General features: G+C 40.3%; 18 protein-coding genes. 7 read left to right on the top strand and 11 right to left on the bottom strand.

What is annotated here, in order from left to right; genetic code table 11:
- Positions 1-88 precede the first annotated feature (88 nt).
- Positions 89-448 (bottom strand): hypothetical protein, encoded by a 360-nt coding sequence (locus MB380_RS04595; protein WP_101727529.1) that lies wholly within the window; start codon positions 446-448, stop codon positions 89-91.
- A 255-nt stretch (positions 449-703) separates the two neighbouring features.
- Between MB380_RS04595 and metF the strand changes: the two genes are divergently transcribed.
- Positions 704-1,663, top strand: coding sequence for a methylenetetrahydrofolate reductase [NAD(P)H] (metF, locus tag MB380_RS04590; protein WP_253533637.1), 960 nt, complete (start codon positions 704-706; stop codon positions 1,661-1,663).
- Positions 1,664-1,729: 66 nt separating this feature from the next.
- Here metF and MB380_RS04585 read toward each other — a convergent pair whose 3' ends face one another.
- From MB380_RS04585 to MB380_RS04565, 5 genes are all read right to left on the bottom strand, one after another.
- The gene (locus tag MB380_RS04585) at positions 1,730-2,836 is read right to left on the bottom strand and encodes a D-TA family PLP-dependent enzyme (protein WP_253533636.1); all 1,107 of its coding nucleotides are present in this window, start codon (positions 2,834-2,836) and stop codon (positions 1,730-1,732) included.
- A 26-nt stretch (positions 2,837-2,862) separates the two neighbouring features.
- The gene (locus MB380_RS04580) at positions 2,863-3,252 is read right to left on the bottom strand and encodes a VOC family protein (RefSeq protein WP_253533635.1); all 390 of its coding nucleotides are present in this window, start codon (positions 3,250-3,252) and stop codon (positions 2,863-2,865) included.
- A gap of 4 nt (positions 3,253-3,256) precedes the next feature.
- Positions 3,257-3,727: a RidA family protein gene (locus MB380_RS04575; RefSeq protein WP_253533634.1), complete on the bottom strand. Its 471-nt coding sequence runs from the start codon at positions 3,725-3,727 to the stop codon at positions 3,257-3,259.
- Positions 3,728-3,733: 6 nt separating this feature from the next.
- Entirely contained in the window at positions 3,734-5,041 is a 1,308-nt protein-coding gene (locus tag MB380_RS04570; RefSeq protein ID WP_101727524.1) for a gluconate:H+ symporter, read from the bottom strand.
- Positions 5,042-5,117: 76 nt separating this feature from the next.
- Positions 5,118-6,383, bottom strand: coding sequence for an McrC family protein (locus tag MB380_RS04565; RefSeq protein ID WP_253533633.1), 1,266 nt, complete (start codon positions 6,381-6,383; stop codon positions 5,118-5,120).
- A gap of 254 nt (positions 6,384-6,637) precedes the next feature.
- Here MB380_RS04565 and MB380_RS04560 point away from each other — a divergent pair, with 254 nt between their 5' ends.
- The gene (locus MB380_RS04560; RefSeq protein ID WP_253533632.1) at positions 6,638-7,582 is read left to right on the top strand and encodes an OapA N-terminal domain-containing protein; all 945 of its coding nucleotides are present in this window, start codon (positions 6,638-6,640) and stop codon (positions 7,580-7,582) included.
- 47 nt (positions 7,583-7,629) lie between these two features.
- On the opposite strand, the gene MB380_RS04555 is transcribed toward MB380_RS04560, so the two are convergent.
- The 4 genes from MB380_RS04555 to MB380_RS04540 form a co-directional block, all read right to left on the bottom strand.
- Entirely contained in the window at positions 7,630-9,153 is a 1,524-nt protein-coding gene (locus tag MB380_RS04555; RefSeq protein WP_253533631.1) for an ATP-binding protein, read from the bottom strand.
- 4 nt (positions 9,154-9,157) lie between these two features.
- Positions 9,158-10,297 (bottom strand): FIST signal transduction protein, encoded by a 1,140-nt coding sequence (locus MB380_RS04550; RefSeq protein WP_253533630.1) that lies wholly within the window; start codon positions 10,295-10,297, stop codon positions 9,158-9,160.
- A gap of 198 nt (positions 10,298-10,495) precedes the next feature.
- Positions 10,496-11,569: a galactokinase family protein gene (locus tag MB380_RS04545; protein ID WP_253533629.1), complete on the bottom strand. Its 1,074-nt coding sequence runs from the start codon at positions 11,567-11,569 to the stop codon at positions 10,496-10,498.
- 180 nt (positions 11,570-11,749) lie between these two features.
- Positions 11,750-13,105, bottom strand: coding sequence for a sugar MFS transporter (locus MB380_RS04540; RefSeq protein WP_253535525.1), 1,356 nt, complete (start codon positions 13,103-13,105; stop codon positions 11,750-11,752).
- A gap of 649 nt (positions 13,106-13,754) precedes the next feature.
- Here MB380_RS04540 and MB380_RS04535 point away from each other — a divergent pair.
- The 4 genes from MB380_RS04535 to MB380_RS04520 all read left to right on the top strand — a co-directional run bounded on the left by MB380_RS04535 (position 13,755) and on the right by MB380_RS04520 (position 17,314).
- Positions 13,755-14,903: a Gfo/Idh/MocA family protein gene (locus MB380_RS04535; protein WP_253533628.1), complete on the top strand. Its 1,149-nt coding sequence runs from the start codon at positions 13,755-13,757 to the stop codon at positions 14,901-14,903.
- 44 nt (positions 14,904-14,947) lie between these two features.
- On the top strand, positions 14,948-15,349 hold the full coding sequence (locus MB380_RS04530) for a four helix bundle protein (protein ID WP_253533627.1): 402 nt from the start codon (positions 14,948-14,950) through the stop codon (positions 15,347-15,349).
- A gap of 42 nt (positions 15,350-15,391) precedes the next feature.
- Positions 15,392-16,444 (top strand): sugar phosphate isomerase/epimerase, encoded by a 1,053-nt coding sequence (locus MB380_RS04525; RefSeq protein WP_253533626.1) that lies wholly within the window; start codon positions 15,392-15,394, stop codon positions 16,442-16,444.
- 165 nt (positions 16,445-16,609) lie between these two features.
- A complete protein-coding gene (locus tag MB380_RS04520; RefSeq protein WP_253533625.1) occupies positions 16,610-17,314 on the top strand; it encodes a DUF1080 domain-containing protein in 705 nt (234 codons plus the stop codon).
- 52 nt (positions 17,315-17,366) lie between these two features.
- Here the strand turns inward: MB380_RS04520 and MB380_RS04515 are convergent, their stop codons facing one another.
- Positions 17,367-17,729: a DUF4180 domain-containing protein gene (locus MB380_RS04515; RefSeq protein ID WP_253533624.1), complete on the bottom strand. Its 363-nt coding sequence runs from the start codon at positions 17,727-17,729 to the stop codon at positions 17,367-17,369.
- A gap of 312 nt (positions 17,730-18,041) precedes the next feature.
- On the opposite strand from MB380_RS04515, the gene MB380_RS04510 reads away from it, so the two are divergent.
- Positions 18,042-19,055 (top strand): LacI family DNA-binding transcriptional regulator, encoded by a 1,014-nt coding sequence (locus MB380_RS04510; protein ID WP_253533623.1) that lies wholly within the window; start codon positions 18,042-18,044, stop codon positions 19,053-19,055.
- The last annotated feature ends 11 nt before the right edge of the window (positions 19,056-19,066 follow it).

The raw sequence follows: 19,066 nt of genomic DNA, 5'->3' as shown, positions 1-19,066 counted from the left end.
GAAAAATGTTTGAGTATGTAATTAAAAAGCCTGAGACCATAGAAATGGCTCTCAGGCTTTAACGTAAGTATGGCAATTAAAATTTTACTCAGGGCTGTTTATCTCCCTCCAATGTAGACCCCTGAATAGTCAGCTTTATTTTGGTAACTATTTTTGAGTCATTTTTAACAAACTCCAGTTTTCCATCGTAGCCAACTACTTCAAATACATCAGGTTCTTTGGTAGGCGCCAGGTCCGCCACGCCTTGCCCAACGGCTTCACCAATGAGCTTACCGTCTTTCAACGTTACAATTATTTCTTCAAAAGGAGCATCTTTCATTTTATATTTACCTACATAACTTTTGGCAGCCACGGTGTCAAGCGCAGCAGCGGTTGTAGTTGTTTGTGCAGAAACATCAAAAGAAATGGCAAAAATGCCAACAATCAGTAGTGTTAATAGTCTTTTCATCTTAAAAAATTAGTTTTTGAAAATTGTAAAAAATATAAAATTAGCATTGCAAGATACTTATTTTGCTAAACATCAGAAACAAAACCTGTTTAGCTTTTAATTAAAATTGCACTTACCATGAGAATTAACATACAAATACGATATAAAAACTACCAACCACACCCAATAAAGATAATTTAACTGAAAAAATTTGTTTCAATAAATAATATATCTATTTTTGCCTTAAATAAAAGACATATTCTCAATTCAAGAACAATGGCTAAGGTAATAGAACATTTAAACAACGCAACGGACAAACCCGTTTTTTCAATTGAAATCATTCCGCCGGTAAAAGGCAGCAATATTGATGATTTGCTGAAGTCAATTGAGCCAATGATGGAACTGAAGCCACCGTTTATTGACGTTACCTACCACAGGGAAGAATATATTTTCAAGCCTCAGCCGGACGGACAACTTAAGGAAATAAAAGTGCGTAAAAGACCCGGCACCGTAGGTATTTGTGCTTCTATTATGCACAAGTTCAACATTGACCCCGTGCCTCATGTATTATGTGGGGGGTTCAGTAAAGATGAAACCGAAGATCTGCTGATAGACCTTAATTACCTGGGCATTGAAAACGTACTGGCTTTGAGAGGTGATTTTGCTAAACCATATACCTCATTTATTGCCAAGGAAGATGGCCACTTGTATGCCAATGAACTGGTAACACAAATTAAAGACATGAATCAGGGGAAGTACCTGCATGACGAGTCTGAATACCTGAGCGCCAGCAGTTTCTGTATTGGTGTGGCAGCTTACCCCGAAAAACACTTTGAGGCCGAGACGCTGGACCAAGACATTGAAAATCTGAAGCGTAAGATAGCCGCAGGAGCTGACTACGTGGTTACCCAGATGTTTTTTGATAACCAGAAATATTTTGACTTTGTAAATCGCTGCCGTGCAGAAGGTATTACTATACCTATTATACCTGGCTTGAAGGTATTATCTACCAAAAAGCAATTAGATGTATTGCCGAAGTTGTTTTTTCTTGATATGCCCGGGGCGTTCAGAACAGAAATAGCAGCCTGCGAGAATGATAAACAAGCCAAACAAATAGGGATTGAGTGGTGTACCCAACAATGCCGTGAGTTGATGAATTTCGGTGTACCTGCGCTGCACTTTTATACCATGAGCAAATCTGACACAACTTTAGCAGTGGCAAGGCAGATTTTCTGATATACCAAAACAATAAAGAGTGGGCAACATTGAAACGGCCCACTCTTTATTTATGTGCTGCTGAGTTTAAACAGTTACTTTTCTGCGTCTGCCCAGCACCTGCCAGACATCATTTACCTGATGGTTTGCCACCACATAGGCTTCATCGTACAGGTTCACAGTCGGGCAAACATGATACGGAACGCCATACAGCACATCACCTACTTTTATAGAATCCCAGTTTTTTACTTTCAGAACGCCGTGTTCTTCGCTTTGGCCTGTAAGTTCGTAATCTGTCAGATTCAGGAATCTGACACGTTTATCAATAGGGTTTTCGGCAGATATCGCTTTATGCCCCATATCTATGGTTATAATGCCTTTTTGTGGTTTAGAAATCACCCTTGTAAGCACAAGCGCGGCGTATTCAAAAGGCTGCTCGGTTAATTTATCGCCATAGCCCCAGTCCCACAAGACACAAGTACCCGGGCTGCAAAAGGTTTCGGCACGCAAAGCATGAGAAGTAAAGGCCGGAGTACCACCCGCTATTACCATTGGTTGGGGCAACCCCTTCTCTTCAATGGCCTCCAGAAAGTGTTTTACATCTACAAAACCTGCATCAATTTCATGCTTGCGTTCTTCAAAATCATCTGCCCGAAGGTGTCCGTCATAAACATGCAAGCCAAGCAGTTTTATGTTGGGTTGCGAAGCCAGATACGTATACAAGTCGAGAATTTTGTCATCCAGCAAATGCCCGGACCTGTCCATACCATTGTTCACATCCAGAAATACGTTTGATACCAGCCCTGCTTCTCCAAAAACTTCATTGTGTTGTTTTGCCACATCTACCGAATCTATTAAAGAAGCAAAAACCACATCAGGATACAAGCGGCTCAACTGCACTAATCGCCCGATTTTAGGGCCAACCAACTGGTGGGCAATAACTACCATTCCGGCACCTGCCATAGCGGTTATTTCTGCTTCGGCAATGGTAGCACATTTAAACTTACTGATACCCTGCGCTATCATCAATTTCACAATCTCGGGCATTTTGTTGGTTTTCACGTGTGTAAAAAGCCGGTCGGCATTACCGGCAATGTCTATCATTTTCCGGATGTTCTCCTGAACACGTTCTTTATATATCAACAATGAGGGAGAATCCAATTCTCCCTCATTGTTCACTTTGTACCAATCCATAGTTTATTTTTTATTGGCAATGAGTATTATTGCTCGTATATCTCAAGTGGTAAGTCATCGGGGTCGGCAAAGAAAGCAAACTTTTTACCAGTGTGTTCATCAATTCTGATGGGTTCAACCGCAACACCTTTTTGTTCTAAGGCCGCTTTTGCTTCTTCAACACTCGGCACTTCAAAAGCCAGGTGTCTTAAACCGCAAGACTCAGGACGAGACGGCCGGGGCGGTGAACTTGGGAACGAGAATAATTCAATTACATAATTATGGCCAATGGCCAGGTCAAGTTTGTATGACTGCCGGGCTTCCCGATAAATTTCCTGAACGATTTTCAAGCCTAAAACTTCGGTATAGAAATGCTTCGATACCTCGTAGTCAGAACAGATAATAGCAATGTGATGAACTTTATTGATAGTAAGCATTTTATTAATCTTGATTTAACTCAAAAATGACTTCAATTTCAACCGGAATATTTTCAGGCAATGAGCCCATTCCAACTGCCGAGCGTACACCTATGCCGTTTTCAGTACCCCAAATATCGGCAAACAATTCGCTGCAACCATTGATTACATACGGGTGACTTCCGAAATCGCTGGTACAATTAACCATGCCTAATATTTTCACTACCCTTTTAATTTTATTAAGGCTGCCTAAAGCAGTTTTCAATGTAGCCAGAATGGTAAGCCCTACCTGGCGTGCCGCCAATTTGCCGCCTTCCATGTCTACATCTTCACCAACGCGACCAAAAATAAGTGTGCCGCTTGTTTGAACCGGGCCATGCCCAGACACATATATAAAATTATCAACTATTAAAGCAGGTTTATAAACGCCTTTTGGCGCGGGTGGTGGTGGTAATTCCACATTCAGTCTTGCCAGATTTTCTTCGGGTGTCATCATACTGTTTTATACAAATAGATTTAAAATTAATACGCCTAGTAAGCCTACTACCGACACGATGGTTTCCATAACCGACCAGGTTTTGATAGTATCTTTTATTGATAAATTGAAGTATTCTTTAAAAAGCCAGAAGCCCCCATCATTGAGATGCGAAAACAGCAAACTTCCCGCACCAATAGAAAGCACCATCAGCTCGGGCTTTACACCTGTCTGGTTCTGAATCAGCGGAGCCAATATACCTACTGCCGTTAACCCGGCTACCGTAGCAGAACCCACACAAAGGCGTAATACGGCCGCGATTGTCCAGCCCAATATCAAAGGGTTAATATCAAAACCTTGTAATTGTGCGCCAATGTAATCGCTGGTACCACTGTCTTTCAGTATCTGTTTCAAAGCGCCAGCACCGGCTATGATGAGTAATATTCCAGCACAGCTTTTAAAAGCTTCTTCCAGTTGCTTACTTACTACTTTTATACTATGGCCTTGTTTAATACCCAGCAAATACATGGCCAATAATAAGGATAGTAACATACCCACATAAGGCTCAGCTATTAAGAGTACTATCTGGTTGTTGGGGGCAAAGCCTTTAATGAACGAGGTTAAGGTCAGTAAGAAAACAGGCATCAGTGCCACTACAAGACTTTCAAACAAACTGGGTTGTTTTTCTTTAGGTACGGGTTTCAGGCTGAATAAAGTGGTATCAATCTCAGGTTTATACTTTTTTAGTGTACGTCCGAAAATCGGTCCGGCTATAGCAATGGCCGGAATAGCCACAATAATACCATAAATAAGGGTCTGCCCTACATTGGCGTTCAATTGAGATGCAATAGCCGCCGGTGAAGGGTGCGGGGGTAGATAACCATGTGCTACTGACAAAGCCGAAAGCATAGGAATACCCACATACAAAATCGGCATTTTGGTTGAAGCCGCTATGGAAAAGATAAGAGGTATTACTATAATAAAACCTGCATTATAGAACAACGGAATACCGATAATAAACCCTGCCAGTGCCAAACCCCATTGCAGGTACTTTTTACCAAAAATGCTAATAAGTGTATCGGTTATGCGTTGGGCTGCTCCACTTTCTGCCACCAGCTTACCCAGCATGGCACCAAAGCCGATAATCAAAATAAGCTCTCCCAGCGTACCGCCAATACCCGTCTGAATTGCTTTACCAATGGCTGGCACATTCATGCCTGTTGCCAAACCCAGTGAAATAGCTATTAATATAAATGAAATGAAGGTGTCAAGCTTTACGAAAGCTACCAGAACCACAAGAGCAATGATAGCCAGCAAGGTAAGTAAAATAGGCATCGTTCAAATTAGGTTGATTGTTTCATTGCAAGATATTAAAATTCTGGTTTAAAAGCACCTGTGTACCAATAACTTATTATAGCATAAGTTTCCTTACTTCGTCGCTTCCAACATTCATTAAGTTGAAAGGTATTACGTGCAGTACCAGGTCTTCATCGTAGTCAAATACCTCCAGTGGTTCTCTGAAATTTTCGTTGGCCGGGTAAATAAGAAAGAGTTTCCGGGCATTGTATTTTTTACCGTAGGCGTACATCTGATATAAATCTGCCTGCTCTATGCCGTAGTTATGTTTGTTTTTAGAAGCATCAATCAATTTCCATTTGGTATCAAAAATCATGGCTTCGCCTGCTTCGTTTTCAATCACAATGTCGGGTATCAGCCTGAACCTCGCATTTTCTTTGTGCTTCATTACCAGATGCTTGCGTCTGTCTTGTAGCTTCACCCGGTAAGTATCCGGAATATATTTATAGAATAAGCTACCGATGTAGTTCTCAAACAGCACTTCCATAGGAAACAACAATGATAGCTGGTTATAATTGCCTGAAAAAGGCAGAAATGACTGCCTTGCTAACAAAACCCCTGCCCACTGCAACAAATGCTGGTACCGCTCAAAATGAGGGTTCGGCACATGGCTTTTAATAAAGTCGCGGTGCAGGTTATCTGACAAGTTGATACCTTCAAAAACTGAAAGATTCTGCCAGATTCTTTGTCTGGTAAGGCTACTGAAAGCCATAGCCTTCAAGCGGAACAAGCAGGTTTTCAGGATTCTGTTCTGTGGTATATCATCAACAAAATCATCGTACGACACATAGAATGTGTGCTGTTTCATCAGGTTTTGCCTCATGTTTTTCGCAATCAATACTTTGCCCTTAATGAAAGCTTCGTTGGTTTCTGTTTTTTCGTATTTTCTGCCCAGCCCTGTTCGCAAGAGTTTCTCCAGTTCGTCCTGAAAAACCACTGCATAGATTTCAAGCAAAGGCAAATGACTGGCCGCTACGTGTGCTTTAGACAATACCTGATAAGACGGTATCCTTTGGAGCATTTTTAACAATATCTGCCGGGATTCTTTGGTTGAACCGGCCGCGGTTTTCGGAAGAATTTCTATCTGAACAGACTCTGATATGGGAATAAGCCCCACATAGTTTTTCACCCGCAATTGTTCTTTACCTCGCTGGGCAGCATAAGTAAAAAGGAGATCGTTGGCGTAGGAGAAAACAAAGGATTTTATCTGGAGAAATACCTTATCAGACACAAAAACCTCAGAAAAGGAATCAACCGGCAAGTGAAAATCACTTGCTTTTCTGATTACCCCAAACTCTGCAATAACAATGGTTTGTGTCACAATTTATCCTTCAAAATGGCCTCTGTGCCACTAATTTACAAAATAGTTGGCAATTTACAGTTAAACTGAATTACTTCGTCGCTTTTTGCTTCTCATATTACATGAAGATTTATAAAAAGAGTTTATAGATAAGTAATCTTTTTTTTACAAAGCCTACTTCGTATATTGACGAAAGTTTTGCTGATGGCTCATCCTGCCAATTAATACAGATATCGCATCCTCTTTTAAAGGTACCCTAAACTCTATAACAATTTATGCAATTACCTAAAAAATACAAGCGTCTTATAATCGCTGTTAGCTTACTTCTTTTAATACTGATATTTCCCCCTATTTACTTGTATGAGTTTTACCCCTATATAACCTCTATCCCTATCGGGATAACTTTAGGATATATGATACCAACTGGTATAAGGCGTATGCTTTACTCTATTAATGAGGATGAAGAAGAGACTTTGCCACGCGAAAGTGATTTTTTTATTGTAATTGTTATACTCTCAGTGATTGGCACAGGTTTACTATTTTCATTCTGGTGTAGGTACAGGATAGATTCTGCCTTTAGAAACACAGGAATTCTCGTAAAAGATGCGATAGTTACAGATGGTAAGAGTATAACTGGTGGTAGAAAACCAAAGTATTATGATTTACAATTATCATATAAACTTAAAAGTGGCACTAAATATCATGCCGTTGTACCTGTTAAATCTGATGTTTTTAATAATGTATATAAAGATCAGACAGTAGACATCTTATATTTACCCTCACACGTAGATATGGTAAGAGTGCTCATAGGCGAAAATGTCAGCAAATATCTGAAAAGACCCAACAGGGACATAAAGCCCACTGACATAGATAGCATCTTTAAATATAACGATACAGAACTTTTAAAATTTCTGGACCGTACCAGCTATAGATGGCAAGCAGAAACTTCTGAAGGGAGCACACTTTACTCCAACCATTTAACTTTAGAGAGTGTGGTAAAGCTCCCAAATATGGTGGTTTATGGCTATGGTGGTTATTTAAACGGAGAACTTTATTTAGCGCCTTTAAAAATAGAAGGGAAATCAAAGTCGGGAGATGATAATTCAACTATATACTTCACCAAAAAATATAAAATTGTTAAGAAAAGTATTATAAATCAGCTTGACACTAAGGAAGATGATATAACAACTATATTTACTTATGAAAAAAGGGTTGAGTAGAGGTAGGTTTTAGATACGGCGCAATGAAATTATAATATAGCGGCAGATTAAATTCTGCCGCTATATTTTGCTATTTTATGATAAAGCTCTTTCGGATTGAACGGCTTCGTTACGTAGTCATTCATACCTACGGAGAAGGCTCTGTCCTGATTATTCATGGTGGCAGATGCCGTCAGGGCTATAATAGGTATCTCGGTTCCTGTTTCTCTTATTTTCTCTGCGGCAGTGTAGCCGTCCATTTCAGGCATCAGAATATCCATCAGAATGAGGTCATACTCATTGTTTCTGAACTTATCAAGCGCTACAAGGCCGTTATCTGCTGTATCGAAAGTAACTTTCCATTTTTCTAGGAATTTAGATGCTACTCTGATATTCACAAAGTAATCGTCAACCAGTAAAAGTTTCACACCTTCCAGACTTACATCGTTGTCATCTTCTGTCAGTGCAGATGTTATCTGCTGCTTAAGGGTAGTACCAATACGCAAGTCAATTGTAAACCAGAATTTGGTTCCTTTGCCTACCTCACTTTCCAGATTAATGTCGCTGTTGTGCAACTGCACCAGCTTTTTACTAATTACCAGCCCCAGACCCGTTCCACCAAATTTGCGGGTGGTTTCTGAGTTGGCCTGTGCAAATCGCTCAAAAATCAGTTTCTGTTTATCTGACGGAATACCAATGCCCGTATCTGTTACAGAGAAATAGATGCTTGCTTTTTCTTCGTCTTTTTTTACCACCGAAACCTCAATGGTTACACTACCATTCAAGGTAAACTTTACGGCATTTGACACCAGATTTGTCAATACCTGCCCTATTCTTAACGAATCGCCGATTAAAGTGGCCGGTATATCATCATCCAACATCAGTTTTATTTTGTTGCCTTTTTCTTCAGCCTTTACCTGATTGGCTTTTTTGATGTTTGATACCAGCAGTTTCAAATCAAAAGGCATTTCTTCTAAATCCACCTTACCTGCTTCAATCTTGCTGAAATCGAGAATATCGTTAATGAGCAAGTGTAAATTTTCGGCTGAGAACTGTAAGGTTTTCAGGTTTTCCATTACAGACGGCGTCTGCTCTTCCTGTTGCATCAGGTAGGTGAGCCCGATAATGGCGTTCAGAGGAGTTCTGATTTCATGACTCATCATCGACAAAAACTCCGATTTTGCCTGTGTGGCGGTTTCGGCCACTTCTTTGGCATTAATTAATTCGGCCTCAATATGTTTTCTGATATGAATCTGTCTTTGGAGGAGGTCAACCAGCGACGATAAATTATTGTCGTCAATCTTTGATGCGTCGCTTTCAGGGGTTTCAAGCAAATTAATGGCTTCAATCAATTTCTGAACCGATTCTTTTCTTTGAAGAATCTCATTTTTCAGTTTTTGATTAATTTCATAGAACTCTTTCTCGTTGAGCAGTGCCGAGTGCTCTGAAAGTTCTTTATCTCTGTCAAAACCATGATATGAATCATTAACAGCATTTATGAAATTCTGAAAGGCGGGATTCTTCAGACAATCGTCTGACAAATGTTTTTTTATCTGTTTCGCTAGCAGTCTATGTATATTATCCAACTCCATTCTATTAATTTTCTGAAAAAGTGGTAATGGTCATGGTTTGATTATGCAATTCGCATTGCGCATTGGGTGTCAACGGCGAAATTTCTCCGTAAGAATAAAAGCCCGTGACAACGGTTGTGTCGCCAAAAATATCTCTGGCTGCTTCTACCTCTTCATCAATTCTTTGTCCCAATACCAATTTACGGCCTACGCAACTAATCAAAAGAGCCAATTCAGGTTTGTTACCGATGCTTTTAACTGACGATTGCGCAGCAGAAGCGGATGCATCAACCAGATGGTCAAAATTGGCCTTCATGAACCTAACCATAGCGCCTTTGGGTAATTCGCCGGCAAATGTCATACTTTTCTTTTCTTCATCTATAGTAAGAATGGTTCTTACAATAGGCTCAGAGTCGGGTTTTACCCGAATCGATAACGGAAACAGCAGTGCTGCACCTGGTAAATCTTTGGCATACTTGCCCAGGTAATCTTTGTACAAGTCAAGAGCTGCACTCTCTCCGATTTTATATAAGACGTTATATTCAGACTCTGTAACTTCTCTTTCGGGGCCAAATACATCCCAGCCGCCTTTTGTTCCATGCCCAACTTTCAGGTCTTTACCATACAGGCCAATACCTACAATTCTGCCTTCAGTTGGTTTTTCGTTTAGACCTACCAGTGTTTTTTCAAACCTGCCTGCGTCTCCGGCCAGGCCTCCTGAAATAGATACGCCCGTATCAACCGCCAGATTCAAGGCTTCGATTAACTTGCTACCGTTTACCTTGCCCCCATCCGAAATCACAATAATAGCGGCCAGGTCATCTTCTTTCAGACTCTGTGCAATGGTCTCGCCGGCCTTAAAACTTTCGGTATGGTCTGCAATATCAATTTTTACGGTTTTTACCCTGGTTTTTTCAAATTCAATAGCAGTTACAACGATTGTATCATCATGAACACTGTTTTCGTAGATTTCACCTGAAGTTGAATTAATTATTATTTCTGCAGCCGGAAACTCCTGTTGAAGAAAAGAGAAAGCATTATAACTATCTAACAGTTTTCTTTCGCCAAATGCAAGAACAAGCCCGGCTTTCTGATTTGAAAAACCTTCATGCTTCAAAATTTCTTTCCAGGTATTATCAACAAACTTTGTCTGACGTATTTTCATTGGTTGTTATGTTCCAGGATAGTTAGGGAAAAACTATATTGAAATTCAATAATTCTAATCTAAAATGGCAAGTTCTGCAGATGAGGTGTACCTTAAAACCAGGCAAAGCAACAATTTGAAAACAAAAATAATTATTAAACGGATATAATAAGCACATTTTGAAGAAAAAAATCATAGGCTTTTATGATTCTTATCATTTCATGAAATATGAGCTGTAGTTCCGCGGTCAATTCTTATTATATAGCTTCTACCTCCTACTGCATTAATAGCGTCTGCCACTTTCTCTGGTTCATCTGGTGCATATACGAACATACATCCGCCACCGCCTGAGCCATTAATCTTACCGCCCAAAGCCCCTGCCGCTAAAGCTGCCGCCATCATTGCCTCAATTTTAGGCGTTGAAATCTGCAGTAAGTCTCTTAATATTCCATGATGCTCTGTCAGTAATTGCCCGAGTTTCTCATTGGACATTGCACCCGACTCAAATAATGCCAGCGCTTCTCTTAAAATATCTCTGTTACGCAATGTACCTCCCAGCAAGGCATACTCATCGTTCGTTAACAGCTTTTTGAGGTCTTCCTGACCGGAGGTATTGAAATCATGCAAAGAAAATGATGGAAGAGTCTGCCTGATTTTCTGTACGAGGTCTAACCTGGCAAACTTGGCCCTCATTAAAACACCAATGGTGTCTTTCGGCTCTAACGAATCGGCCAATACGAAAGTACCCAGATCCGGTTTTAACTCTCTTACAACTACTTTGGGTTCAAACTGAAGGTAAACTGCATTACCTATTGAAGTAGATAGCTGATCCATCATACCTCCGGGTTCGTTAAACTCTACAATCTCGGCAGTGTAGGCCAGTTCTCCGAGTTCCTGCGATGTAAACTGATTTGGATTATCCGCCATCTTAGACAGGAAATGAATCCAGGTTACCAAAAGTGCCGACGAACTGGAGGTACCCGAATTGATAGGTATATTTCCATTTACCGTACACTCAATGCCTTTAGAGAACTTCAACCCTTTGTCAATCAAAACGTTATAACCACTTCTGAAATAATCTCGTTTTTCCTGATACGGCATTCTTGTTGCAGAAACTTCCATCTGCAATTCAGAGCCGATATCCGGCAGATGTATTATGATTTTGTTATCGCTGCGATGTTGACCTGTCATCTGTACTCTGCGTGAAATTGCAGCGGCAATAACGGGTAGGCCGAGGTAATCCTGATGTTCGCCGAAAAGGCAAATCCTGCCCGGGGTAGAAATAGTTAGCATTGTTAATAGTATTGAAGCATAGGCAACCCTTTGATGGTTTCGTTACATAATATGCAAGAAAACTCAAAGCCGGTTGCTTTATAAGCCAGGTTAAAATTGAATTGGCAGCAAAAATAACAAAAAAGCCTTGTTAAACGAATTAACAAGGCTTTCCTGAAAATATGTTGATCAATGCTTAAATTAAGCAATCTTTTTTCTGTTTTTCATATAGAAAAATAAACCTATAAATGCAACAATCAGTATAAGTGGGAATAACACCATGGTGCTAAGAGTGGCTTGACCAGCAGCAAGCTCAAGTGCATTACCAGTTAAGCCTTCAGCTGCTTTTTGTGTATGTGCCTCGTCAATCCAGCGGCCAATAATTGGCTGAAAAAGTGAGCTTGAAAACATACCAATACCACCAATTACTGACATACCCAGAGCGCCACTCTGCGGAATTTTATCGGCAATAAAGCCAACCATATTTGGCCAGAAAAATGCAATACCACAGGCATAAACAATAGCTACTACATACAAAATATCTCCAGTCAATGAGCTGTACAAGTAAAGTCCGATAGCTGCCAATACTGCTGAACCTAATAAAACACCTGTCTGGTCAAATCTATGAACGATAGAACCTGCAAAAAATCTTGCAATGGCCATTGTACCAGTAGTTAAAGCTAATAAAATCATTGGATTGGCTCCACTACTACCCAAAATCAAATCAATCCATTGTCCTGGGCCAAATTCTGAGATTGATGTAAGTGCCATACAAACAAACATAAACAAAAAGAGGCCTCCGAATAATGAATAAACCCCTATTAGCAAAGTTACAATTGCAACAGAAAATAAAATTAAGGATGTTGAACTACCGGCCAAATTGCTAATGCCCAATGAATCGGAAAACGAATACAGGATGAAAAACAAAACGGCAATTGATAAGAAGGGAATACTTACTTTATAATTTGCTGATTTATTTGAGCCTTGTATGGTTTTAGATTGCGGGAATAACTGGCCCCAAAACAAAAAGGCATATATTATTGTCGGAATCATAATAATCCAAATCTGTGACTGCCAAGGTAGTGCTGCGTCAGTCATGAATTTTGAAATCAAAGAACCTATTACGATACCGCCAGGGAACCACATGTGGAAACGGTTAAGCATGGTACTCATTTTGTTACCTTCATACGCGTCAGCAATCATCGGGTTACAAGCGGCCTCAGTACAGCCATTGCCCAAACCAATAAAAAGCGTTGAAACCAATAATACGGCATAGCTGCCTCCAGAATAAATAGTAAGCAAAATGCCTAGTGTGTGTGAAAGAAAAGCAAACTGCATAATTTTTTTACCACCAATTGCCTGGTAAATTAATCCGCCTACAATCATTGAGATGGGGAAGCCCAAGAACCACATCTGATTTATGGTACCTAGCTGTTCGTTTGAAAAGCCATATTCTGCCCCTAATTGTTTAAGAATACCTGCACGAATACTGAATGAAAAAGCTGTAGTAATCAAGGCGAAACAGCTCCCTAGAAATAAACGCGACTGATTAACCATAAGAGTTTGTAGTTTTTTAGGGTTTAATAAATTTTTATGAGCGTAAAAGTAGCTTTTTTTGCATTGTTTCAAAAGAAAATGATATTAATAATTGTAATCTTTACAATTATAGGGCTATTTGAAACGTAATTCTAAGCAAATGAAATTTGCATTTATATCTAATAATAATCTGGCTAATAAGAACATCTAAAATTCAGACAAACTGTTAATAAACCAGATAATTAACAATGTTGTAATTATGCGATGAACTGACCATTTCTGCCCACGATTAATGGAATATTCATAAAAATAACCATTTTATTCTGCTAATTGAGGCTTATTTTCTTTAAAAACAGCCGAAAATTAAAGAAATAAAAGGAAATCTTAATTGTAAAATCAGATTAAACGCTTTTATTTTACACCATGATAATTATTTCAGATTTTTAAGAAAATTTTGGCCTTTAATGAGGCTGCAAAGCGTTTTTAATACTGAAACAAATTTAACTGAAGCAAAAAAATTAAATTCTGATACAATAAAATCTCTTTGTCACAATTTGAGACAATAATAATCAATTTTTTAATTCCGAAATCGTTTTTCCAGATTAACTTACAGAAAAATGATGATTTATATAATGGTTTCATTTAAAATTTCAACCCACTAGTTTACAATATGCAACGAAAAATCCGAATGGGAATGGTTGGTGGTGGTCGTGGTGCGTTTATTGGTGCCGTTCACCGCACTGCTGCAGCCATTGATGGCGAAATTGAATTAGTATGCGGGGCATTCAGCTCTACAGCAGAGAAATCAAAGGCGTCAGGAGAAGACCTGATGCTGGCACCTGAAAGATGCTATGGCGATTTCAAAGAAATGATTCAGAAAGAGAAACGCCGCAAAGACCGCATGGATGCTGTGTCTATCGTTACTCCTAACCACATGCACTTTGCGCCTGCAAAAATGGCCCTTGAGAATGGGTTTCATGTTATTTGCGACAAACCTGTAACATTTACACTACCGGAGGCAAAGAAACTGAAAGACATTGTTGAAAAAACCGGATTGACCTTTGCGCTTACGCACAACTACACCGGATACCCCATGGTAAAACAGGCACGCCATTTGGTTCAAAGCGGTGCACTGGGTAAAATCCGTAAGGTAGTAGTGGAATATCCGCAGGGATGGCTGGCTTTTCTGGAAGAAAAACGCGGATACAAACAAGCTGAATGGCGCACAGACCCTAAGCGTTCGGGTATTGCCGGAGCCGTAGGAGATATAGGAACCCATGCTGAAAATCTTGCAGAGTATATTACAGGCCTGAAAATTACCGAAATGTGTGCCGATGTAAGCACATTTGTGGAAGGCCGCCTGCTTGATGACGATGCCAACGTGTTGCTACACTTTGAGGGTGGAGCCAAAGGATTATTACATTGCAGCCAGATAGCTAACGGCGACGAGAACAACCTGAACATCAGAGTTTACGGTGAACTCGGCAGTGTAACCTGGTTTCAGCAAGAACCTAATAGCTTGATTCATAAATCTCAGGAGTTCCAAAAGATTTACCGTCCTTCGGTTGGCAATCTTTGCCCGGAGGCTAAGGCCAACATTCGTCTTCCATCAGGCCATCCGGAAGGATACCTTGAAGCTTTTGCCAATATCTACCGCAATTTTGCCCGCACAGTCCGCAAAAGAATGAACGGAGAAACGCCAACCGAAATCGAACTTGATTTCCCGACAATCGAAGATGGTATCAGGGGTATGCAATTCGTAGAAACCGTTATCGCCTCAGGCAAAAGCAACTCTAAGTGGGTGAAGTTTAAGGGATAATTTGCCAATGGCGAATTAGTGAATGGTAAATTAGCGAATGATTTATGAAACAAAGATATGCATCCAAATATTCAGAAGAAGAAAGATTTCAATTCGCAGAAACGCTTGAAAAGAAATTAAAATCATTTACTCTAAGATGTATCGAAGTTTACAGAGCTTTACCTTTAACTGATTTCGTCGCCCAACATATCGGAAAGCAACTAGTCCGTTCCTCTACTTCATCAGCAACAAATTACAGGGCTGTAAGAAGAGCACGAAGCCAGAACGAATTCTTCGCTAAATTAAGCATAGTAGTAGAAGAAATAGATGAGTCTGTTTTTTGGCTGGAAATGCTGATTGATCTCAATTATTTCAAACAGGAAAAACTAAGCAATTTAATTACAGACAGTAAAGAGTTATTACATATTTTATCGAAATCAAGAAAAAACACCTATACGAATGGCTGATTTATTCATTAATTCGCCATTCGCTAATTCATTATTTAAAATATGAAAACCATCAAAGGACCAGCCATATTTTTAGCGCAGTTCATGGGCGATGAAGCCCCTTTTAACTCATTAGATACCATTGCCGACTACATGGCAGGCTTAGGCTACAAAGGTATTCAGTTACCAACCTGGGATAGCCGCGTGATTGACCTGCAAAAAGCAGCGGAGTCACAAACGTATGCCGACGAACTAAAAGGCAAACTGGCCGATAAAGGTCTTGCCATTACTGAATTATCAACCCACTTGCAAGGCCAGCTGATAGCTTCTCACCCGGCTTATAATGCCATGTATGATGCGTTTGCCCCTGCCTCTGTACATGGCAACGAAAAAGCGCGCCGCAAATGGGCAGAACAACAATTACTTTGGGCAGCCAAGGCTTCTCAGAATCTTGGGCTGACATCGCACGTAGGTTTTTCAGGTGCTTTGGCATGGCCATTTCTTTACCCATGGCCGCAACGCCCTTCGGGTCTGATTGAAACGGCTTTTAAAGAACTAGCCCGCCGTTGGAAACCAATCCTGAATGCTTTTGACGAAAACGGAGTGGATTATTGCTACGAGCTTCACCCGGGAGAAGACCTTTTTGATGGTTCAACTTTCGAAATGTTTGTTGATTACCTGAAAGGCCATAAACGCGCTTGTATCAATTATGACCCAAGCCACTTTGTATTACAACAACTGGATTACCTGGCATTTATTGATTTATATCACGACCGCATCAAGGCATTCCATGTAAAAGATGCTGAGTTCAATCCATCGGGTCGCCAGGGTGTTTATAGTGGTTATGCCGGATGGGCAGACCGCGCCGGTCGTTTCCGCTCTTTGGGTGATGGCCAGGTAGATTTTTCAAGCATTTTCAGCAAGTTGTCTCAATACAATTACGACAGCTGGGCAGTACTTGAATGGGAATGCTGCATTAAATCGTCAGAGCAGGGTGCCGCAGAAGGCGCACCTTTCATCGCCAGCCATATCATTCAGGTAGCTACACGCGCCTTTGATGATTTTGCCGCTACCGGAGCCGACGAAAAAGTAAACCGTAAGGCATTAGGCATTTAATAGCATTTAAAATCTCATACCGGGGGTGCTTTGCGCCCTCGGTATTGTTTTTAGAACAGTATTTTTGCTAATAAAAGCTTAATGAATAATATTATTATCTCATTTGGTTTGCACCTGTTTTATTATGTACTTTTGAAACAAAATCAACCTTAAGCGAATATTTAAATGAAAAAAATTAAATTGGGTGGCATTGCCCTGATGACACTGATGATGGCTTGCGCAACTACCTCTTATGCGCAGAAAAAAGGAAAATGGGTATCTATTTTTAATGGAAAAGATTTTACCGGCTGGCACGCTTTTAACAAAACCGAGCCTGTTTCAGACAAATGGAAAATAGAAGACGGCGCCATGGTATTAACAGCCAAAGGCGGCGGAGACCTGGTAACTGATAAAGAATATGAAAGCTTTGAGCTGGAATTAGAGTGGAAAATAGCCGAAGGTGGCAACAGCGGTATAATGTGGGGTGTGGTAGAAGACAAAAAATACTGCTGCCCTTATGTAACAGGCCCTGAAATGCAGGTATTGGACGACCAACGCCACTCTGATGCCAAAGCCGGTAAAAACGGTAATCACAAGGCTGGTTCGTTGTATGATTTAATACCTCCGTCTACATTTGAGGCAGTAAAACCTGCTGGCGAATGGAACGTGGCCAAAATGAGAATTGACCGCAAAGCCAATAAAGGCACTTTCTGGTTGAATGGCAAACAAACCGTTGAATTTGATTTGTCGGGCCCGGCTTGGGATAGCATGGTTGCAAACAGCAAATTTAAATCGTGGGAAGGCTTTGGTAAATTTGCCAAAGGTAAAATTGCCATCCAGGACCACGGCGATAAAGTGTGGTACAAAAACATTAAAATAAAAGAGCTATAAGCCATTAACCGGCCAGCTTTTAAAAGCCTGTATCTACACAGATGCAGGCTTTTTATTTCTTCACCAGTTTCTCTATTGCCTCTTCCACACTGCTCACAAAATTTACCCTTCCGCCTTTATTACTTTCATATATAAAATCTGTCAGGCTTTTGCTTGTGTACTGGCTGTAGTGGCCTACTATAGCAAGTGGCATATTATAGTTTGAAAACTTCTGTAGTATTTCGCCTGCAAGTTTTGTCTTCAAATCAAAAAAATCAGGGGTAATGTTCTTTGCATGTAAAATCATTTTATCGGCTCCTGCATAGCCGGCATTGGCCAATGCATCAAGGGCATCCTGCACATTATTAATTACAACGCCTTCTGCTTTTAACTCCGCTACTGATACGTGGTTAATCTGGTTTATTTCTATATTCATGGTAAAAACTAATAAAAAATTGCTTCTCAAAGACAGGTATTCAGCTGTAAAAAAGAGGGTCGAAATGTAAAAACCGGCTATAAAAATATTCCTTTGCGCGTTTAAAACCCACAAATTATACTTCAAAACTTTAAACAGTGATTCAGCAATCAAAAATCGGGTTTCAACTTTGTAATGATTCGTGTATTCATCTCCTCCGGTTTTCGGAACCTATTATGTAAACCTGCTTTATCAAAAGCAGCAGGTAAAAGGCGAAAAACCTGAAAATATCCGATAATTATTTTATTTTTGAGAATAATTTCCATTGCTCCCTTGAAAAAAAGAAAGTCAATTTACGACGTAGCACAAGAGCTACAGGTCTCCGTTACAACGCTCTCGTTTGTTCTGAACGGCAAAGGTCAGGAAAAACGAATCAGCAAAGAGGTTATCCAGAAAATCGAGACCTATATTAAAGAAATTGGCTATCAACCCAATCATTTAGGCCGGAGCCTGAGTACCGGTAAAAGCCGTACCATAGGCATGATAGTGGGCGACATCGACAACCCCTTCTTCTCTGAAGTAGCCAGTGGTATAGAAAAAATAGCGCTAAAAGCAGGATATACTCTCATTGTGGCCAGCTCGAATAACGAACTGAACCAGATGAAATCGGTTATTAAACTACTGCACGACCGCAACGTTGATGGTTTTATCATCTCCCCCATTGCCGGCATTGAAAGTGTGATTGAAGACCTGCAGAAAGAAGGCAAGCCCATGATTATCTACAACTGCCACTTCCCGGAAATTAACACTTTTAATATCGTAGTTGATAATAAAACCGGAGCTTATACTGCTACCAGACACTTATATGAAAACGGTTTCAGAAACATTGGTTTTATTACCCTTGATTTATACAGCCAGGTAGAGCGCATTGACGGGTACCTGCAATTTATTGAGTCGGTAGATTTACAACCGCATTTACTCAAACTGCCGTATGAGCTTAATTACGAAGAAATTACCAATAAAATATCTCAGTTTCTGTTGGCCAATGAAGCGTTGGACTCTGTATTTTTCAGTACCAATTTCCTTACGTTGGGCGGACTGAAAGCCATCAATAAATTAGGTGGCAAATATGCACGACTGGGGCTGGTGAGTTTTGATGACCACCTGCTGTATGATGTGCTTACTCCCGCCATAACAGCCGTGAGCCAGCCTGTCAAGCAAATTGCTTCTTCTATCATTAATCACCTGCTGGAAATGCTCAATGCCCCTGCCGACTCCGCTATAGAGGCAAAGACCATCGTTTTTCCGGTAGAATTGAAAGTGAGGCAGTCTTCGTTGAAGAGGTAAATTAAGTAGTA

Origin of the sequence: Emticicia sp. 21SJ11W-3 (assembly GCF_024138715.1) — a bacterium.
In the GTDB taxonomy this organism is placed as follows: Bacteria; Bacteroidota; Bacteroidia; order Cytophagales; family Spirosomataceae; genus Emticicia; species Emticicia fluvialis.
This window is presented reverse-complemented; position numbering and strand designations above follow the sequence as displayed.